At 65.8% G+C, this 17,008-nt stretch carries 15 protein-coding genes; 8 read left to right on the forward strand and 7 right to left on the reverse strand.

Going from position 1 to position 17,008, the window contains the following annotated elements; genetic code table 11:
- Positions 1–219 precede the first annotated feature (219 nt).
- Positions 220–672 carry a DUF2147 domain-containing protein gene (locus VM621_RS08935; protein ID WP_325468617.1) on the reverse strand — a complete coding sequence of 151 codons (453 nt, stop codon included), beginning with the start codon at positions 670–672 and terminating at the stop codon, positions 220–222.
- A gap of 164 nt (positions 673–836) precedes the next feature.
- Here VM621_RS08935 and apbC point away from each other — a divergent pair, with 164 nt between their 5' ends.
- The 3 genes from apbC to VM621_RS08950 all read left to right on the forward strand — a co-directional run bounded on the left by apbC (position 837) and on the right by VM621_RS08950 (position 3,143).
- Complete coding sequence (gene apbC, locus VM621_RS08940) at positions 837–1,922, forward strand: iron-sulfur cluster carrier protein ApbC (RefSeq protein ID WP_325468618.1); 1,086 nt, start codon at positions 837–839, stop codon at positions 1,920–1,922.
- Positions 1,923–1,979: 57 nt separating this feature from the next.
- The gene (gene dcd / locus VM621_RS08945) at positions 1,980–2,546 is read left to right on the forward strand and encodes a dCTP deaminase (RefSeq protein ID WP_325468619.1); all 567 of its coding nucleotides are present in this window, start codon (positions 1,980–1,982) and stop codon (positions 2,544–2,546) included.
- An 87-nt stretch (positions 2,547–2,633) separates the two neighbouring features.
- Positions 2,634–3,143: a hypothetical protein gene (locus tag VM621_RS08950; protein WP_325468620.1), complete on the forward strand. Its 510-nt coding sequence runs from the start codon at positions 2,634–2,636 to the stop codon at positions 3,141–3,143.
- A 288-nt stretch (positions 3,144–3,431) separates the two neighbouring features.
- Here VM621_RS08950 and VM621_RS08955 read toward each other — a convergent pair whose 3' ends face one another.
- Positions 3,432–3,845 carry an HIT domain-containing protein gene (locus VM621_RS08955; protein ID WP_325468621.1) on the reverse strand — a complete coding sequence of 138 codons (414 nt, stop codon included), beginning with the start codon at positions 3,843–3,845 and terminating at the stop codon, positions 3,432–3,434.
- A complete protein-coding gene (locus VM621_RS08960; RefSeq protein ID WP_325468622.1) occupies positions 3,842–4,513 on the reverse strand; it encodes a dienelactone hydrolase family protein in 672 nt (223 codons plus the stop codon). Before VM621_RS08960 ends, VM621_RS08955 begins: the two co-directional genes overlap by 4 nt.
- Positions 4,514–5,062: 549 nt before the next feature.
- On the opposite strand from VM621_RS08960, the gene VM621_RS08965 reads away from it, so the two are divergent.
- The 3 genes from VM621_RS08965 to VM621_RS08975 all read left to right on the forward strand — a co-directional run bounded on the left by VM621_RS08965 (position 5,063) and on the right by VM621_RS08975 (position 7,783).
- Positions 5,063–5,497, forward strand: a complete 435-nt coding sequence (locus VM621_RS08965) for a DUF4288 domain-containing protein (protein ID WP_325468623.1) — start codon at positions 5,063–5,065, stop codon at positions 5,495–5,497.
- A gap of 157 nt (positions 5,498–5,654) precedes the next feature.
- Positions 5,655–6,971, forward strand: coding sequence for a 30S ribosomal protein S12 methylthiotransferase RimO (gene rimO / locus VM621_RS08970; protein WP_325468624.1), 1,317 nt, complete (start codon positions 5,655–5,657; stop codon positions 6,969–6,971).
- A gap of 5 nt (positions 6,972–6,976) precedes the next feature.
- Entirely contained in the window at positions 6,977–7,783 is an 807-nt protein-coding gene (locus tag VM621_RS08975) for a DUF3025 domain-containing protein (RefSeq protein ID WP_325468625.1), read from the forward strand.
- On the opposite strand, the gene VM621_RS08980 is transcribed toward VM621_RS08975, so the two are convergent.
- Positions 7,780–8,415 carry a response regulator gene (locus VM621_RS08980; RefSeq protein WP_325468626.1) on the reverse strand — a complete coding sequence of 212 codons (636 nt, stop codon included), beginning with the start codon at positions 8,413–8,415 and terminating at the stop codon, positions 7,780–7,782. The two genes, VM621_RS08975 and VM621_RS08980, sit on opposite strands and share 4 nt — an antisense overlap.
- A 106-nt stretch (positions 8,416–8,521) precedes the next feature.
- Between VM621_RS08980 and VM621_RS08985 the strand changes: the two genes are divergently transcribed.
- Positions 8,522–12,049, forward strand: coding sequence for an ATP-binding protein (locus VM621_RS08985; protein WP_325468627.1), 3,528 nt, complete (start codon positions 8,522–8,524; stop codon positions 12,047–12,049).
- 13 nt (positions 12,050–12,062) lie between these two features.
- Here VM621_RS08985 and greB read toward each other — a convergent pair whose 3' ends face one another.
- Genes greB through VM621_RS09000 form a run of 3 tightly spaced genes read right to left on the reverse strand, consistent with a single transcriptional unit; the run spans position 12,063 to position 15,327 of the window.
- Positions 12,063–12,563: a transcription elongation factor GreB gene (gene greB / locus VM621_RS08990; protein WP_325468628.1), complete on the reverse strand. Its 501-nt coding sequence runs from the start codon at positions 12,561–12,563 to the stop codon at positions 12,063–12,065.
- Entirely contained in the window at positions 12,560–13,822 is a 1,263-nt protein-coding gene (locus VM621_RS08995; protein ID WP_325468629.1) for a hypothetical protein, read from the reverse strand. The genes greB and VM621_RS08995 overlap by 4 nt, the downstream gene beginning before the upstream one ends.
- Positions 13,823–13,824: 2 nt before the next feature.
- Complete coding sequence (locus VM621_RS09000) at positions 13,825–15,327, reverse strand: helicase HerA-like domain-containing protein (RefSeq protein ID WP_325468630.1); 1,503 nt, start codon at positions 15,325–15,327, stop codon at positions 13,825–13,827.
- Positions 15,328–15,460: 133 nt separating this feature from the next.
- Between VM621_RS09000 and VM621_RS09005 the strand changes: the two genes are divergently transcribed.
- Positions 15,461–17,005, forward strand: coding sequence for a transglycosylase SLT domain-containing protein (locus VM621_RS09005; RefSeq protein WP_325468631.1), 1,545 nt, complete (start codon positions 15,461–15,463; stop codon positions 17,003–17,005).
- Positions 17,006–17,008 lie beyond the last annotated feature (3 nt).

The raw sequence follows: 17,008 nt of genomic DNA on the forward strand, positions 1-17,008 counted from the left end.
TTCGGCGGCGAAAAAGGAAATCCGGGAGCCGCTTCCGCGGGGAAGAAGGAAATGTGGGAGCCGCTTCAGCGGCGAAAAGCCAACAAAGCGGCTTAGCTACAAGTCCCATCGCCGATGAATCGGCTCCCACAGTTGCCGCACGTCCCATCGCCGATGAATCGGCTCCCACAGTTGCCGCACATCGCATCGCCGATGAATCGGCTCCCACAACCAGGCGCCTTACTCGGCGCGCACCCATTCCTGGCTGCGACCGATCAGCGAGAAGCCGATGTAGCCGTGGACGTCGAGCTTCCGTCCGCCGTCGATGAGCTTGAGCGTGACCTTGTAGATCTTGCCGTTGCCCGGATCGAGGATCTGGCCGCCGGACCACTCGTCGTCGTCCTTCTTCAGCCCCCACATGATGGTCATGCCTTCGATGGGCTTGTTCTTGCGCTCGCCGTCGCATTTCTTGCAAACCGGGTGCGGCTCGTTGGGGTCGTCGGGCTTGAGCACCTGGAGCACCTTGCCCTGAAGCAAGCCACCCACTTCGGCTATCTCCACGATGGACTTCACCTCCTGGCTCTTGTCGTCGATGGTCTTCCACTTGCCGATCGGTGTGTCGTTGGCGGCCAGGGCGGGGAGGGCGCTCGCGGCGAAGGCGAGGGCGAAGGTGGCGCGGAAAAGAGGCTTCATGTCGTGCGTGGCTCCCCATACGGTCAGGTATGGCCGGAGCCTGACGAGGACGATCGCGGTCGTCAAGCTGCATCGCGCCAGAACACGGTCCGGGTGGGTGCCACCGACGGGGCCGGGCAGGCACTGGCATAATGGGCGATCTTCGATTTCGCCCAAGTCTCCCCATGACCCAGCCCTCCGAAACCCTCGTACGCGGTCTGCTCGATCGTGTCATCGACCCTCATTCCGGGCAGGCGCTCGGCGCTTCGGTTCGCGCCGTGGGCGTGGACGGCAGCCGTGTGTCGGTCGACATCCAGCTCGGCTACCCCGCCGTGGGCTACGTGGAGCGGGCCGCCGCCGAGGCGAAGGCCGCCCTCGAGGCCGATCCGGCCATCGCGTCGGCAGCGGTCTCGGTCAGCTGGCGCGTCCACGCGCACAAGGTGCAGGGGCAGCTCGCCCCGCTGCCGGGCGTGAAGAACATCATCGCCGTGGCCTCGGGCAAGGGTGGCGTAGGCAAGTCGACGGTGTCGGTGAACCTCGCCCTGGCCCTGGTCGCCGAAGGCGCGACGGTGGGCATCCTCGATGCCGATATCTATGGCCCCAGCCAGCCGCGCATGCTCGGCCTCACCGGGAAGCCCAGCTCGCCGGATGGCAAGAGTATCGTGCCGATGCGTGCCCACGGGCTCCAGGCGATGTCCATCGGCGTGCTGATCGAGGAGGACACGCCGATGATCTGGCGCGGCCCGATGGTCACCCAGGCGCTGATGCAACTGCTGACGGACACCCGTTGGGAAGAACTCGATTACCTCGTCATCGACCTGCCCCCGGGCACCGGCGACATCCAGCTCACCCTGTCGCAGAAGGTGCCGGTCTCCGGCGCCGTCATCGTCACAACGCCGCAGGACATCGCGCTGCTCGATGCGCGCAAGGCGCTGGGCATGTTCCGCAAGGTGGAGGTGCCGGTGCTTGGCGTGGTCGAGAACATGGCCACGCACATCTGCTCCAACTGCGGGCACGAGGAACACATCTTCGGTCAGGGCGGCGGCGCGCGGATGGCGCAGGAGGCTGGCATCGCCTACCTGGGCGATCTGCCGCTGGACATCCGCATCCGCCAACAGTCGGACGACGGCAAGCCCACCGTGGCGGCCATCCCGGATTCCGACCTGGCTGCCCGCTACCGGTCCATCGCGCGCTCGACCGCGGCCCGGCTGTCGCTGCAGGCCCGCAACAAGACCATTTCGTTCCCCAAGATCGTCATCCAGAACACGTAAGTAGCGCGTTCGACGGCGTTCCTATACCTTTCCGGCTCCAGCGAGGGAGATCAGTTAGTGAGCATCAAGTCCGACAAGTGGATCCGCCGCATGGCCGCGGAGCGCGGCATGATCGAGCCGTTCGCCCCTGGCCAGGTCAAGGAGCGCGACGGCCACCGCCTGGTGTCCTACGGCACCTCGAGCTACGGCTACGACGTCCGCTGCGCCGACGAGTTCAAGGTGTTCACGAACATCAACTCGACCATTGTCGACCCGAAGGCGTTCGATGAACGCAGCTTCGTCGACGTGAAGTCGGATGTCTGCATCATCCCGCCGAACTCCTTCGCGCTGGCCCGCACCGTTGAGTACTTCCGTATTCCGCGCCAGGTGTTGACGATCTGCCTGGGCAAGAGCACCTATGCCCGCTGCGGCATCATCGTCAACGTGACGCCGTTGGAGCCGGAGTGGGAGGGCCACGTGACCCTGGAGTTCTCGAACACCACGCCGCTGCCCGCCAAGATCTACGCCAACGAAGGCGTCGCCCAGATGCTTTTCCTCGAATCCGACGAGGAATGCGAAGTTTCTTACGCCGATCGTGGTGGCAAGTACCAGGGCCAGCGGGGCGTCACGCTTCCGAGCACCTGAACGGCTCTTCACGTCGCAGACGCGCCCGACACGGGCGCGGGTTAAACTCGCCCCCTTCCACGTCTTACTGAATGCACGGAGACACGCATGATCCGAGTTCCCACCCTGATGGCCCGCGCCGCCGCGGCGATCCTTCTCGCCAGCATGCTCGTGCTTGCCGGCTGCCATCGTGGCGTCTCGAAGAACGACCACGTCGCCACGACGCAGGGTCAGTTCGACTACACCATCAAGGCGTATAAGAGCGGCCAGTTCGTCGTCGACGGCGCCGTGCTCTCGGCCGCCGACACCGGTAGCCACTTCGCCTACCTGAAGGACCAGGGCAAGCTGCCCAAGACCGTGCTCGTCCTGCCCAGCGACGACTCGAAGATCCGTGACAACCACCTCGGCTTCATGGCCCGCATGGCGCTGGATTACGGCTTTGCCGTGTACTACGACAAGAAGGGCGAGCTGGTTCGCCTCAATGCCGTGGAATCCGACGCCCGCCAGCTGGAAGACACGCCGAACAAGGGCGCCCTCCCGGACCGCATGGCCGGCAAGGAAGCGTCCAGCAGCCCGTATGACACCCAGAACGGCGGTGGCAACGCAGGCCAGCGCTAATCCTCACGGGTTCTCGTTCGAGGTAAACCGAGCCCTGCCAGCGACCGCGTTCCGCGGCTCGCGGCAGGGCTCGTTCTTTTCAGGGCGCTGGCGTGGGAGCCGCCCTGGTGTGGCAGCCGCTTCGGCAGTGTGGGAGTCGCTTCGGCAGTGTGCGAGCCGCTTCAGCAATGTGCGAGCCGCTTCAGCAATGTGAGCCGCTTCAGCAATGTGGGAGCCGCTTCAGCGGCGACAGCCCGGCCCCCGCAAGCCCCACCGCCGGCAGAGCCAGCTCCCACCGTTGCACTGGCATCAAATGGCCAGCTGACGCCTTATCGCCACGACAAGCTGCTCCGCCTCGCTCTCGGCGTAAGCCTCAGCCTTGCCGAAGCCCCACACGGGCCCCGGCCACGCGGCGTCGCCCTCACGCCGAGCCACCACATGCACATGCAGCTGGCGCACGATGTTGCCCAAGGCGCCGATGTTGAGCTTGTCGCACGGCGCGACGGCCCGGAGTGCCCCTCCGACGGCGTCGACTTCCCGCCACAGCCGTGCCCGCTCGTCTTCCGCGAGGTCGGCCACCTCGACCTTGCCCGGCTGGCGCGGCACCAGGACCAGCCAGGGGTACCGGCAGTCCCGCATCAGCAGCACGCGGCACAACGCCAGGTCGCCGACGACGAGGGTGTCGCCGGCAAGCCGTGTATCGAGTTCGAAGCCAGCGCTCATGCGAGCTCGCGGGCAAAGAACGAGAGGGTGCGTTCCCACGCCAGTCTGGCACTGGGTTCGTCGTAGCTGGGGCGCACATCGCAGTTGAAACCGTGGTCGGCCGGATAGACCCAGGTGTCCATCTCCGGCTTCAGCTCGCGGTGTTTTTCCACCATCTCCGGCGGAATGGAATGATCGCGCTCGCCAAAGTGGAAGATGACGTTGGCCTTCGCCGGCTCGGTCAGGAAGGGCACGTTGCGCGACCCGTAGTAGCTGGAGGAAGGCAGGCCCAGGCGCAGTGCGGCCAGCGCAGCCACGGTGCCGCCCCAGCAGTAACCGACCGTGCCCACCTTGACCTTGTACTGGTCGGCGATCAGGGCGGCCGCGATACCGACATCCTGCTGGGGGCGCAGCAGGCCCAGTTCGCCGATGTACTTCACGCCTTTCTGCATGCCATCCTGGTCGTAGCCAAGCTCCACGCCCTTCTGTACCGGATCGAACAGGGCGGGGGCGATGGCGACATAGCCTTCGGCAGCGAAGCGGTCGGCCACGCTGCGAATATGAGCGTTGACCCCGAAAATCTCCTGGATCACGACGATACCGCCCTTGGCCGCGCCCTCTGGCTCGGCCAGGTAGGCGTCCATGCTCTCGTGGGGGCGGGAGGTGTCGAGGATTAGCGTGCGGCCCATGGCTGGGTCTCCGTGGCTGTGAGAAGGGCTCCCAAGCGTAACCGGCAAAGAGTGTCCATGGCGTGGCGGCCAGAGGGCTATAACGCCCGGTTTCCCATCCCCGGTACCCACGGCAATGTCCCATGCCGCTCCCAAAGTCGCTTTCGTCAACCTCGGCTGACAACTAGCTAGCGAATGGCTGGCCGCCGGGGCGGAGCTTGAGCAAGCATCCTTTCGCTATCATCCGGGAGAGCTTCTGGGCTTAACCTGGGCCGCGCAGAAGCTAGCTGCTCAATCCGGGTGAGTCATTCGATCAGAACGCGCACGCCCGCTTCCGGCCCAACGTGGAAGCTGGGGTGTCGCTCTGTGGGCTGTCTGGCGACGCACTGGCAACGGGGTAATAGTCATGACCGACAAACGTATTCCCTGCGACGTAGTGGACTACCTCGGTAGCGTGGAGGCGATTGCCGAGTCCCTGTCCCAAATGGAGGTTCCGGTTCGATCCTCTGCGGCACGATGCGCGGCGGTAGCTCCGAGTCGCAGACGTCAGGGGAAACAGGTGCGATACCGATGAACAACGATGGCGCTCAAGGCTTCTCTGCTGAAAGCTCTCCGGTGGGATGGTACGTAGGCTCGTACCTCCTGCGCTTCGTTCAACTCAATGACTCGGGAAACGACGATCCGGACGCCAGCTTCCTCGCCTGGGAAAACACAGTGATTGTCCGGGCCAGCGATTTAGATGAAGCCTTTCGGAAAGTGGAGGCCGTTGGACGCCAGCAGACTGTGCCGTATGAAGGCGGTCCAGATGTTGTCCCGGTCCAATGGCTGTTTGAGGGAATCACAGACCTGCTGCCCATCTACGAGCCCCTGGAAGACGGGGCTGAGATCATGTGGGCGGAGCATGAATCGGTTGAACTGAGCAAGCTCAGAAGTCGATCCGTGTCCCTGGAGGAAATTCGGGATCGATTCCGGCGCAACCGCGCCGCGTCGGCGCCCGCGACGTAAGAGCCTTGAGGGCCTGTCTACCTGATGGTCGCTGCGCGGGGGGGCGGTACCGCTGACGCGCCCGGGGGACGGCAGGAAGGGGAGTGGAGGGCCGACCGGCCGTGTGGCCGCCAACCCGCTATAATAACCGGCTTCCTATACCCCGGTACCCACGGCAATGTCCCAGGCCGCTCCTAAAGTCGGTTTCGTCAGCCTCGGCTGTCCGAAAGCGCTCGTCGACTCCGAACGCATTCTCACGCAGCTCAAGGTCGAGGGCTACGAGATCGTCCCGAGCTACGGCGAAGCCGATGCCGTGGTCGTGAACACCTGCGGCTTCATCGATTCGGCCGTGCAGGAATCCCTCGATGCGATCGGCGAAGCGCTGCACGAGAACGGCAAGGTGATCGTCACCGGTTGTCTCGGCAAGCGCTCGGAGCTGATCCGCGAAAGCTACCCGGACGTGCTCTCGATCAGCGGTCCACAGGACTACGCCAGCGTGATGAGTGCGGTGCACACCGCCATCCCGCCGACGCGCAACAAGTTCCTCGACCTGGTGCCCGACATCGGCGTGAAGCTCACGCCCAAGCACTACGCGTACCTGAAGATTTCCGAAGGCTGCAATCACCGCTGCAGCTTCTGCATCATCCCGTCGATGCGCGGCGACCTCGTCAGCCGTCCCGTCGACCAGGTGCTGATGGAAGCCGAAAAGCTGGCCAAGGGCGGCGTCAAGGAACTGCTGGTGATCTCACAGGACACCAGTGCCTACGGTGTGGACGTTCGCTACGCCGAGCGCGAGTGGCGCGGCAAGTCTTATCGCACGCGCATGACGGAGCTGTGCGAGGGCCTTTCGGAACTCGGCATCTGGACGCGCCTGCATTACGTTTACCCGTATCCGCATGTCGACGAGATCATGCCGTTGATGGCCGACGGCAAGATCCTTCCGTACCTCGATATCCCGTTCCAGCATGCCAGCCCGCGCATCCTCAAGCTGATGAAGCGCCCGGGCAACGTCGACAAGACGCTGGAGCGCATCCAGAACTGGCGTCGCCAGGTGCCGGACCTCACCATCCGCAGCACCTTCATCGTCGGCTTCCCCGGCGAGACGGACGCTGAATTCCAGGAGTTGCTCGGTTTCCTTCGCGAGGCCGAACTCGACCGCGTTGGCGCGTTCGCCTACTCGCCGGTGGACGGCGCGAAGGCCAACGAACTTCCCGGCCAGATCGACGAGGAACTCAAGGAAGATCGCCTCGAGCAATTCATGGCGGTGCAGGCGGAAATTTCCGCGGCCAAGCTGCAGCGCAAGGTCGGCAGAACGATCAAGGTGCTGGTCGACGAGATCGACGCCGATGGCGCATGGGGTCGCTCCAGCGCCGACGCGCCGGAGATCGACGGTGCCGTGCGCATCGACGATGGCCAAATGCTCAAGCCGGGTCAGTTCGTCGACGTACTCGTCGAAGAAGCCGACGCACACGACCTCTACGGTCGTCTGGCTTAAGTTCCATGCGGTACGTGGCGCCCACGCGTGAGACGCTCGAACGGAGCGTGCTCGCGTCGCCGCCACTGTCCCATTGGAGCGACTTCGCCGCGTTGATCGACGGGCCCGTGTGGCCCGCGGTCGACGCGCTGAACGCCTTGCTTCCCGGCGATTCGGATGTTCGTTTCGTCACGCAGGATCCGTCGCTGCTCAGCGACGGCCTGCACTACGAAGAGCGCATCGCTCGCCACGGCGCCATCGCCACGCGCCCGGAGAATTGGCACGACCTGTTCAACGCCTTCGTCTGGCTGCGGCATGGCGCGCTCAAGCGTGCGCTGAATGCGCGACAGATGACCGAAATCGCCCTGATGGGGCCACGACAGCGTTCGCGGGCCCAGTGCGCGTTAACCCACTTCGATGAGGCGGGCATGGTCGTATCGCTGCAGGACAGCGCCATGCTCGACGCATGGGATGCACACGACTGGCACACCTTGTTCTGGACCCATCGCGACGCATGGCGGGATGGCCGGGCGCGAGTCGACGTTTTCGGGCATGCGCTGCTGGAACACGCGCTCACGCCAGGCAAGCTGCTGGTCGGCAAAGCCCTGGTGGTGATGGGCGAGGGCGACGCTAACGCGGTGTGTTCGCGTGCGATAGCCGCCGGCGCCGTCCTCAACGATCCGCAGGAGCTGCGTCCGCTACCCGTATCGGGCGTGCCGGGCTGGCACGCCGGAACGATGGAGGCATCGTTCTACGCGACGGCGCCCTGTTTTCAGCCGCTACGGGCAGGTCGGACGTATCCCGCGCCGTTGGTGGGGCGGATCGGCGCCTAGATCAGGCCGTGGTCGCGGACGAAGTCGCCAAGCACGGTGTCGTGGTCGACGCCGAGTTTACGCATGGCGTCGCGCTTCTGCCGGCTGATGGTTTTCACCGACTTGCCTTCCTGATCCGCGATGCGCTGTAGCGACATGCCGTTGACGAACATACGGATGACTTCCGCCTCGCGTGCCGACAGAGGGGTGCCCGGCATGGCGACCGAGGTTTCATCGGCCTCGTTGAGAATGTCGAGCAGGGTCTCGCTGAGGTAGGTTTCGCCGTCGTGCACCGCGCGGGCGGCGGTCGCCAGCTCGTCCATCGGCGCGCGTTTATCGACGATGCCGCGAGCGCCGCGGTTGAGCATGGACTGCAATGCGGCGGGGCGATTGATCATGGTCAGGACGACCAGCGCGACGTGCGGATAATCCTTGGTGATCTTCTCGAGGAGGGGGAAACCGTCGTCCTGCCGATCGCTCGGCATGAGAAAATCCGTAATGACGACGTTGCACTCGTGCTCGGCGAGCACGCTCAAAAGTTCGTCCGCCGCCTTGGCCGTCGCGACCACGTCGATGTGCGCATTCTCCAGCGCAAGCCTTCCCCCGACCAGAACGAGAGGGTGATCGTCTGCCAGAATGACCTTGAGTGGCATGCCTTGTGTTCTCCTGTTGGCGTGTGAACGCGCCGTATAGAACCGATTATGCCCCGAAGGTTCCCCTGACGAAGCCTGTGACGTGATTCGACGATTCCTCCTGTTAATGATGGTTGTGCTGGCGACGCCGGTCTCGGCCACGCCTGATACGCCACTGTCGCGCGATGACAGGGAATGGCTGCGCCACCATCCCGTGCTCACCGTGGGCGCCTATCGAGAGGGCTACCCGCCGTTCGAAGAGCTTCGCGACGGCGAGCTGGAAGGGCTGGGGCCCGACTACCTGCGCGAGATCGCCGGGGAACTCGGGGTCACCCTGCAGACCCGGGTGTTCGCGACGTGGCCGGAGCTGCTGAAGGCGCTCGCTCGTGGCGAGATCGACGTGGCGACATCGGTCACCCCGCTCGAGCAGGGCATGCCCGGCATCCGCGTGGGCGCCACCTATTTCGAATCGCTGCCGGCCCTGGTCGAACGGGTCGACGTGCCTATCATCCATCGACCTGGGGAGTTGAGTGGCAAGCGCCTTGCCGTGCATACCGGCTATTTCGATATCGGTGCGCTCCGTCGCGAGCTGCCCGATACGACCCTGGTCGAGACGGCCTCGACGGCGGAGGCGCTCAACCTCGTGCGCTCGGGCGACGTCGTGGCCTATATCGATAATCCCTATTCGGCGCGCGAGTTCGTCGCCCGGCTGGGGCTGGAGCGGGAACTGCGCGTCGGCGGCCCGCTGGCCTTGCCGATCAGTGCGCTCGCCTTCGCCGTGCCGGCCGATCGTGCGCCGCTGGGGGACGCCATGGACCATGCCCTGGGTGAACTCACGGCGGCCGATCATGGTCGACTCCGGGCGCGCTGGGTGGGTCGCGATATCGCGCCGCGGCCGCGCCAGGCCGGTATCCCGCTCAGTGAGCGCGAGAAGGCCTGGCTGGGTACGCTGCCACCGCTACGCCTCGGCGTGGATCCGAGCTACGCACCCTTCAGCCTGATCACCGGACAAGGCGAGGCGGAAGGCCTGTCGCTGGATTACGTGCGTGAGATCGCCGCGGAACTCGGCATCCGGATCACCCAGGTACCCAGCGAAAACTGGGTAGGTACGGTGGATCGGGTGAAAAAAGGCGAGGTGGACCTCGTCGCCGCGATCAATCCGCAGAGCGCGACATTTCCCTATCTCGAAGCGAGCGTGCCGTATCTCGACTTCCCGATCATGATCGTGACCCGCGAAGGTGCGCCGACGATCGCCGGCCGCGACGACCTGGCCGGCAAGCGCGTGATCGCCAACATGACTCGCGAGCCGATCCGCCGCTTGCTGGCGCGCATTCCCAATGTGCAAGCGGTTCCCGTGGACACCGAAGCGGAAGGTCTGCGCCGGCTTGCAGCTGGCGAGGGCGATGCCTTCGTCGGCAACCTGGCCTCGATCGACTATCTGATCCGTGAGAATTTCCTTGGTCAGCTGAAAGTCGCCGCGCCGACGGGTGACTCCGAGGCGATCGCGATCGGCGTGCGTCGCGAACTGGCGCCGCTGTTGCCCCTGGTCAATCGCGTGCTGGTGAATCTGTCCACGCATCGCCAGCAGGAAATCCGCAATACGTGGTTCGCCTCGCACTATGTGGTCGGGCCGACCTGGCGCGAAGTGGCAGGCCGCGTGCTCCCTTTCGTCGCGGTCCTGCTTTTCTCGCTCATCGCGATCAGTTACGCCTACCTCAACCTGCGTCGCGAAACGCGACGCCGCGAGCGCACGGAGCGCCGGCTGGCCGAAGTCACCGCCCATGTCCCGGCGGTGGTCTATGAAGCTGTCCGCGGTACGGATGGCAGCTACGTCATGACGTACGTCGGTGGCGATCCGCAGCGCGTGCTCGGTATGGAGGCGGAGGAGCTGCTCGGCGGCGGGGAGGCGATGCTGGCGCCCTTGCCGGCGGAGGACCGCGAAGCCCTGCGCGCCGCCTTCGAGCGCTCGGCACGCGAACTCACGTCCTTGCACGTGACTGTCCGCGCGCAGATCGGGGGCCGCGTGCGCTACCTGAGTTCGGACGCCGTGCCGCTGGCTGCCGCCGACGGCACGGTTCGCTGGAACGGTTACTGGGTGGACGTGACGGCACAGGAGCAGGCGGCCCGCGGGCTGGCCCACGCACGCGACGAGGCGGAAGCCGCGACGCGCGCGAAGAGCGATTTCCTTGCCACGATCAGTCACGAAATCCGCACGCCGATGAACGGCGTGATCGGCCTGCTCGACGTGCTCGAACGCACGCGGCTGGATGGCGAGCAGCGCCAGATGGTCTCGACTATCGAGCACTCCGCTGAGGCCTTGCTGCACATTCTCGACGACGTTCTCGACTTTTCGAAGATCGAGGCCGGGCACCTCACGTTCGATCCGCGGCCCGCCGACCCACGCAGCATCGTCGATGGCGCCGTTGCCATCCTCGCCACGCAGGCGGAGGCGAAGGGGCTCTGGTTACAGACGCGGTTCGACGAGGCGCTTGCTACGGGGATTCTCGTCGACGACGGCAGGCTGCGACAGGTCCTGCTCAACCTCATCGGCAACGCGATCAAGTTCACGGTATCCGGTGGCATCGATGTCGAGGTCCGGGTCGACGAAAACCTCGCTGCGCGTCAACGGCTGCGCTTCATCGTCGCCGACACCGGCATCGGTATCCACGCCGCCAAGCTGCGTCATGTGTTCGCCCCTTTCAGCCAGGCGGAGTCGTCGACAACGCGACGCTTCGGTGGCACCGGTCTCGGCCTGAGCATCTCGCGGCGGCTCATCGAGCGCATGGGCGGTCATATCGCCATCGAGAGCGAGCCAGGGCGGGGCACCACGGTCACCGTGACGCTCGACCTGCCTGTCGCCGAGCTGCCACCAGCGCCTGTCGATATGCGTACCGACATCGTGCTTCCGGCAAAGCCGGCGCGGCCGGAGGCGCGCATCCTCCTGGCGGAAGACCATCCCGTGAACCAGGCGCTGGTCCGCGTGCAGCTAGGTCTGCGCGGCTACACATGCGACATCGTCGAAGATGGTGTCGCGGCGTTGGAGGCAATGGACGCCCAGCGCTACGATCTGCTTCTGGTCGATTGCCATATGCCGCGCATGGACGGTTACGCGGTGGCGCGCGAAGTGCGTCGCCGCGAGGCCGGAACCGGGCGACGCCTGGCGATCGTCGCGATGACCGCGGACGCGCGTACGGATCAGCGCGAACTCTGCCTCGCCGCCGGCATGGACGACCTGTTGCGCAAGCCGATCCGCCTCGAGGCCTTCCACGCCGTGGTCGCGCGCTGGCTCGAGCAGGATGCGGTCGCGGAGCCGGCTATCGACATGCCACGCCTGCGCCGTGCGTTCGGCTCGGACGAGAACATCGCCAGCGTGATTCGTGCGGGCGTGGACGCGACGCGGGAGGCGCTGGGGAGACTGGCGCCTGTCGTCGCGCACGGCGATCGCGACGAAGTGGCGGGGTGGATACACCACGTGCTGGGTGGGGTGAACGTTTTCGGCGCGTCGGCGGTTGCCGAGGATGGCGAGCGGATGGAGTTGGGCCTGCGCGAGGGGGGCGATGTCGACCGCGCGGCCGTCGAGGCGTTCGCGTGCGATGTGGCGCGCTTTGCCGACGGTCTGGACGCGATCGCCAGTCGGCTGGGCGTCGCTTCGTAACCATCGCCGCCAGTCAGAGGTACGCGACGGCGATCACGGCAAAGCGCGTGCGGCCGCCGGGCAGGTCGGCATCGAACTCGTCGTCGACGCGCTTCTTCAGCACCGCGCGGGCCATGGGTGAATCGATACTGATCCAGCCCTTGCGGGCGTCCGTCTCGTCGGGACCGACGATGCGGTAGCGCATCGTCTCGCCGGTCTCGACGTTCTCGATATCCATCGTCGCGCCAAAGAAGACGGCATCACGCTGTGAAGCCACCGCTTCGACCACCTGCAGCACCGGGATACGCTTGCTCAGGTAGCGCGCACGACGGTCGATCTCGCCGAGCTGCTTCTTGCGGTAGGTGTACTCGGCATTCTCCGAACGATCGCCTTCCGCGGCGGCAGCGGCCAGTGCCTTGACCACCTCGGGTCGCACCGTGTGCCAGAGGTGGTCGAGTTCACTCTTCAGCCGTTCGAAACCGTCGCGCGTGATGATCGCGGTCGACGAGGGGGCGGGCGGACGCCAGCGACTCATGTCGACACCTTGCGTACCGTGCCTAGCGTATCGAGCAAGGCCTCGATGTCCACGCGCAGCGGGTGCTCGGGATACGCGGCAAGCAGTCGACGTCCGAGGGCGGCGGCTTCGGCCGCTTCGCGCTGGCGCTCGTGCATGCGCAAGGCGAGCAGCCCGTAGTGCGGCGCGCCCATGTCGCCGGGCCACTGGCGCAGGTAGCCGAGCGCGAGATGGAGGGCGAGGCGCGTCATCCCGCCGTGAGCGGCCGTATCGGCGAGTGCGCCGCAGGTGATCGTCGCATCGGGAAGAAAGGCGGGGTCCACGTCGATGCAGTCCTGGACGACGCCGAGCGCGCGACGCTCTTCGTGCGACTGCACGAGGGCCGCGATCCAGATCTGGCCATGCACCAGGAGTTCGGGCAGGCGTCCCTGGACGCGGAGCAACTCGCGATAGCGCGTGTGCAGGGCGACCGGCGCGATGCCTTCGCGAAGTCGCTCGGTGAGGATATCGGTGGCACCGGGAATGTCGTCGCGCGCGATGAGGTTCACATGCCCCAGCAGCGCCATGTCGTCGTCTGGATCGATTGCCTCGGCGATGACCTCGGACTCGGGCCGATAGCCGAGGCTTTCGTGCCGGTGGTGGATGAGCGCGCCCATCAGGTGGAAGTTGTAGATGGTCAGGTAGTTGGCGACGAGGTAGAACGCGGCCGTGCCGAAGAACGTCGGGCCATGGTCCTTCATCGCGTACTGAGCGCCGGCCTGGAGCAGGCTGGACATCATGACGATGACGAACAGCAGCACGTAGTCGCCACCGAGCCGACCGACCACGGCGATCCAGGTGAGCGGATTGAGCGCCGCGCCCACGCCGTCGAATGTCAGCGACATGGTGATGATCGGCAGCACGAATGCGAACACGAGCGATACCAGCAGCCCCGGTATACCCAGGAAGAGCGGGGCGAGCACGGCGATCGCATTGCCCGTGAGCTGGATCAGGATCAGCGCGACGCTCGTCCGGTCGTCCGTATTGACTGCCAGCTCCGGCGGATCGGCGAAGCCATCGGCGGTGTGGCGCAGGCATTCGATCGCATACGTATAAAGCGCGATCCAGCCGATGAATACGACGAGCAGGCGCAGCCCGGTGATCGGAAAGAACGACAGCAGGTCGAACGCCGCCACGGCGAGAATCGTGAGCGGCGCAGCGCCGCGGAGGGGGTAACGCACGCCGATGAGGATGCGTTGGGCGAACGGTGTGTCGGCGTCGGCGAGTGCATGTCGTGGCATGGTCAGCGCTTTCCGCCGAAGATGCTGCCGAGGATGCCGCGCACGATCTGCTGGCCCGCGCGCGAGCCTGCCGTGCGGACCATGGACTTGGCCACGGTTTCGATCATGCCCTGGCGGCGCTTCGTGCCGAAGACGGCATCGCGAATCGCGCCGCTCCAGCCGGCGTCGGCCTCCGCGTCGTTCGCATGGCCTCCCTTCGGTGACGTCGCATCGGGAGCACGGGTCTGCGCGGCACGCGCAGCCAGCATTTCCTCTGCCGATGCCCGATTCACCGTGCTGTCGTACTTCGCACCGACCGGCGAGCGCGAGCGCACGGCGGTGCGCTCCTCCATGGTGATCGCGCCGATACGGCACACCGGCGTGGCGACGAGCACTTTCTGCACCGGCGAGGGCACACCGCCTTCGCCCAGTGTCGAGGCCAGGGCTTCACCGGTACCGAGGGTGCCGATGGTCTCGACCACGTCGAGCTTCGGGTTGCGCGCGAAGGTTTCCGCCGCGGCCTTCACCGCTTTCTGGTCGCGCGGCGTGAACGCGCGCAGCGCGTGCTGTACACGATTGCCCAGCTGGCCGAGGATCTCGCCCGGCACGTCGTCCGGATTCTGCGAGCAGAAGTACACGCCCGCGCCTTTGGAACGGATCAGTCGCACCACCTGTTCCACGCGCTGGCGAAGCGCCGCCGGCGCGTCGTCGAAAAGCAGGTGCGCTTCGTCGAAGAAGAAGACCATCTTCGGCACGTCCAGGTCGCCCACCTCGGGCAATTGCTCGAACAGCTCCGAAAGCAGCCAGAGCAGGAAGGTGGAGTACAGGCGCGGTTTCATGATCAGCGTTTCGGCAGCCAGCACGCTGATGACGCCGCGGCCGCTCATGTCCTGGCGCATCAGGTCGGCGAGCTCGAGCGCCGGCTCGCCGAAGAACGAATCCGCGCCGTCCTGCTCCAGCCGGAGCAGGGAACGCTGGATGGCGGCGACGCTCTGCGCACTGATCAGGCCGTAGCGCGAGGAGATGTCCTTGGCGCGATCGGCGGCGAAGCCCAGCATGGAGCGGAGATCGGCGAGATCGAGCAGGAGCAGCCCTTCGTCATCGGCGACGCGGAAGATCACCTCGAGCACGCCTTCCTGGGTGTCGTTGAGTTCGAGGATGCGCGAGAGCAGGGTCGGGCCCATTTCCGACACCGTGGCGCGAACCGGATGGCCCAGCTTGCCGTAGATATCCCAGAACACGACCGGATTGGCCTGGGGCTTCCAGTCTGCCAGGCCGAGTTTTTCCAGACGGGCCTTGAGCTTGTCGGACGGCGCACCCGCCGCCTGGGAAAGGCCGGCGAGATCGCCCTTGGCGTCGGCCAGGAAGCAGGGCACGCCGAGCCGGGAGAAGCCTTCCGCCAGCAGCATCAGGGACACGGACTTACCCGTGCCGGTGGCGCCGGCGATCATCCCGTGCCGGTTGCCGTAGCGGGAGTCCAGTTCGACGGTGGTCTCGTCATTGCGGCCGATCAGGATGTTGGGCATGGCTTCGTCCTTAAGGATGTCCTGAACAAGTTTACGCAACAGCATGCCGTTACGGAGAATTTCGCGTCAGGGCGCTTGAGTCGCGACGGCGCCAGGGGTAACGTGGCGGCCATTGTCTTACCCCGAGTCCCGCATGCCTGTTCGCGTCCCGCGCCCCCTTCTCTTCCTGCCGCTGGCGATCCTCGCTGGCTGTGCTTCCGGTGGCGGCGCCCCGCGCCCGGGCAAGGCGGCAACGCCCGAGGTCAATGCGTTGTACGACCGGATGAACCAGGCAAGCAAGGGTTACGAGTCCTCGATCGACCAGGCGCGACGCGGCGACACCCCGCAGGCGGCGCAAACGCGCAAGCAGGCCCTCGACCAGCTCAAGGATGCCTCGGCCCGCTGCGGCCTGACCCCGGGCTGCGATCCGCAGCGTTTCGCCGCCGTCTTCGATCGCCTCCTGCGCCTGAAGGACGGCAGCTTCATCGAAGGCGAGGACGCCGACGACACCGAGCAAGGGGCCGAGGTCGGTGCCCAGCCAGGCGACACCTCCGGCGCCGTGGCGATCGGCAACCTGCCGCAGGCACAGCGCAGCGTGACCATGCTTCGCGGCCAGCAGTTTTCCGACATGATGGTGATGAACGGGCCGGTAAAGGCCGCGCTGGAGATGTGGCTGACCCAGCTGCGTCCGAACCTGATGGACGCGTACGTCAACTACCAGATGATGCGCTACAAAATGTGGCCGGCCTACAAGAAGGCCGACCTGCCCGAAGCGCTGCTCTTCGGCATCATGGCCAAGGAATCCGGCGGCAAGGTGCACGCCGTGTCGCGCTCGGGTGCGTCCGGCCCCCTGCAGTTCATGTACGCGACCGGCCTGCGCTTCGGCCTGTCCAACGCCGACGGCTTCGACCAGCGCTTCGACCCGACCATGGCCGCGCAGGCCAATGCCGAATACATCGACGAGCAGCTCGGTGCGTTCAACAACAATCTGGAGATGACCCTGGCCGCCTATAACGGCGGTGAAGGGCGCATGCGCCGCATCGCCGCCGGCAGTCCCGGAGCCAGCTTCTACGATCCGCAGATCTACGGGCAGATGTCCGCGGAAACCCGCGACTATGTGCCGATGGTGCTGGCCGCCGCGTGGTTGTTCCTGCATCCGGATAGCTACCACCTCAAGTGGCCGAAGATCGACGGCGAAGGCGGCCAGATCGTACTCAAGCGCCCGGCATCGCTATCGGAGCTGACGGTCTGCCTGGGCTCGGCCGAAAATATGCCGCAGGGCTGGTTCCGCACGCTGCGCAACCTCAATCCGCGCCTCGACCCGCAGGTGAGCCAGCCCGTCGGCGCGCGCCTGGAGGTGCCCAAGCAGCTCGAGAAGGCTTACGCCTCCAGCTGCGCCGATGGCCCGTGGCCGATCCTCGCCAGCGATCTGCATAACGCGGTGAAGATCATCGCGCCGCCGCCGCCGGCCGCGACCTCGGCGGCACTGGCCAGTGGTCCGTCGACGTCGCCATCGTCGTCATCGTCGAAATCCCAGGGAAACGCGTCGAAGAGCTATACCGTTCGTCGTGGCGACACGCTGGTCAGCATCGCGCGCAAGAGCAGCTGCGCGGATGTCGAGGACATCGCGAAGATCAATGGTCTCAGGGGCCATGCACTGAAGGTGGGTCAATCGATTCGCGTCCCGGTCTGCCGGTGACGC

Source organism: Luteibacter sp. (assembly GCF_035539195.1).
In the GTDB taxonomy this organism is placed as follows: domain Bacteria; phylum Pseudomonadota; class Gammaproteobacteria; order Xanthomonadales; family Rhodanobacteraceae; genus Luteibacter.

Coding starts and splice junctions, on each gene's coding strand:
- VM621_RS08935 (WP_325468617.1), bottom strand. CDS start 672: ATGAAGCCTCTTTTCCGCGCCACCTTCGCCCTCGCCTTCGCCGCGAGC.
- apbC (WP_325468618.1), top strand. CDS start 837: ATGACCCAGCCCTCCGAAACCCTCGTACGCGGTCTGCTCGATCGTGTC.
- VM621_RS08950 (WP_325468620.1), top strand. CDS start 2,634: ATGATCCGAGTTCCCACCCTGATGGCCCGCGCCGCCGCGGCGATCCTT.
- VM621_RS08955 (WP_325468621.1), bottom strand. CDS start 3,845: ATGAGCGCTGGCTTCGAACTCGATACACGGCTTGCCGGCGACACCCTC.
- VM621_RS08960 (WP_325468622.1), bottom strand. CDS start 4,513: ATGGGCCGCACGCTAATCCTCGACACCTCCCGCCCCCACGAGAGCATG.
- VM621_RS08965 (WP_325468623.1), top strand. CDS start 5,063: ATGAACAACGATGGCGCTCAAGGCTTCTCTGCTGAAAGCTCTCCGGTG.
- rimO (WP_325468624.1), top strand. CDS start 5,655: ATGTCCCAGGCCGCTCCTAAAGTCGGTTTCGTCAGCCTCGGCTGTCCG.
- VM621_RS08975 (WP_325468625.1), top strand. CDS start 6,977: ATGCGGTACGTGGCGCCCACGCGTGAGACGCTCGAACGGAGCGTGCTC.
- VM621_RS08980 (WP_325468626.1), bottom strand. CDS start 8,415: ATGCCACTCAAGGTCATTCTGGCAGACGATCACCCTCTCGTTCTGGTC.
- VM621_RS08985 (WP_325468627.1), top strand. CDS start 8,522: ATGATGGTTGTGCTGGCGACGCCGGTCTCGGCCACGCCTGATACGCCA.
- greB (WP_325468628.1), bottom strand. CDS start 12,563: ATGAGTCGCTGGCGTCCGCCCGCCCCCTCGTCGACCGCGATCATCACG.
- VM621_RS08995 (WP_325468629.1), bottom strand. CDS start 13,822: ATGCCACGACATGCACTCGCCGACGCCGACACACCGTTCGCCCAACGC.
- VM621_RS09000 (WP_325468630.1), bottom strand. CDS start 15,327: ATGCCCAACATCCTGATCGGCCGCAATGACGAGACCACCGTCGAACTG.
- VM621_RS09005 (WP_325468631.1), top strand. CDS start 15,461: ATGCCTGTTCGCGTCCCGCGCCCCCTTCTCTTCCTGCCGCTGGCGATC.